Here is a 1,155-nt window from a genome sequence, read left to right as displayed (position 1 = left end):
GCCTCGATCCAGTATGACTTCAGGGTTGCCCCGATGATGGCCAGCGCAATCACGAACAGTATAAAGAAACTCTGTCGCCGCATCTTCTTCTCAGAGTCATGAGAAGTCAGCCGCATCTCTCGCCGATGATTCTGGCTTTCCCTCGACTAGGTTTCGGCCAAAACCGATCTGCGGCGAGGTTCGTGGATCGCTTCTTCGGGTTGCGCGCCCCTGCTGCCTATCCGTCTCGCCGCGGTAAGACGCGGACGTCCGCAACGATATTCGCCTCCCCGCCACCCTTGATCGTGCCAGTGCTGGTAGTCTTCCTGGGGCCGGACGATGTGCCAAAACCCGCGAGCGTCCTCCTCGTAGCGCTCATTACGGCCGTCAAGTCTGCTTCCTTCGTTTGGCATTTCACAAATCCGCAATTGATGAATTGTTCTGTTGCTTTTCTATTGATTCAAACGATTTAGATGATCGTTGTCTGGGGCCTCCAAATGTAATTGAGTGAAATATTGTGTCTAATACTTGTTACTTGTTGTATATTGATACAGCCCATATGAATATGGCAGCACAACGGGAAAAATTTGTCCCTCAACACGCGTATAGGATAAAGACGCAATTCAGATCTTGAGAGTTCATCATCGGTTTGTCATAGGAATTGAATTTACTGTGCTATACGGATACAGATCATGAAGAAATGAATATTTGTCTCTGTTTTGATTTGTGCATAATGATATATCTTATATAAGCACCTTTCATACACAGAAGAAACAATATAAAAGATACGGAGAATATAAGCATGAAGTATGAGTCTTTAGTTATGCAGAATGGATCTAAAAATAGGGGATAATTCCCCCATTCGCCCGAGCCACCGATCCTAGGTTTGAAGCTGATATGGTTTCCAACTATGAGTACATGAATTGGAAGTAGTAAGCATATTAAACTGAAAGCAATGATGCCTAAACAAATTTTCCAGATTTTCTTGATGGTATTTGCTTGTGATTCGATGAACCATCTAGTGTTTTGTCTGCTATATCTGATGCACAGCATAAACGGAGCGCATAGAAAGCAAATGCCGATCGTCACCAGATCCAGCCCAATACACACCCGCAGGGCATCGAGAATGCGGAAGTCGCGGGCGGTCTTGGCGTAGGCGTCATAGGCATGCGCCTT

At 45.9% G+C, this 1,155-nt stretch carries 1 protein-coding gene; it reads right to left on the bottom strand.

The genetic code is table 11. The features are described from left to right. Positions 1-669: 669 nt before the first annotated feature. Positions 670-1,155: hypothetical protein (locus E4P09_RS26320; RefSeq protein ID WP_205042329.1), on the bottom strand; the 486-nt coding region annotated here is incomplete at its 5' end.

This window comes from Rhodoligotrophos defluvii (genome assembly GCF_005281615.1).
Lineage (GTDB): Bacteria > Pseudomonadota > Alphaproteobacteria > Rhizobiales > Im1 > Rhodoligotrophos > Rhodoligotrophos defluvii.
The sequence above is the reverse complement of the archived record's forward strand: the minus strand, read 5'-3'. Positions and strand labels throughout refer to the sequence as shown.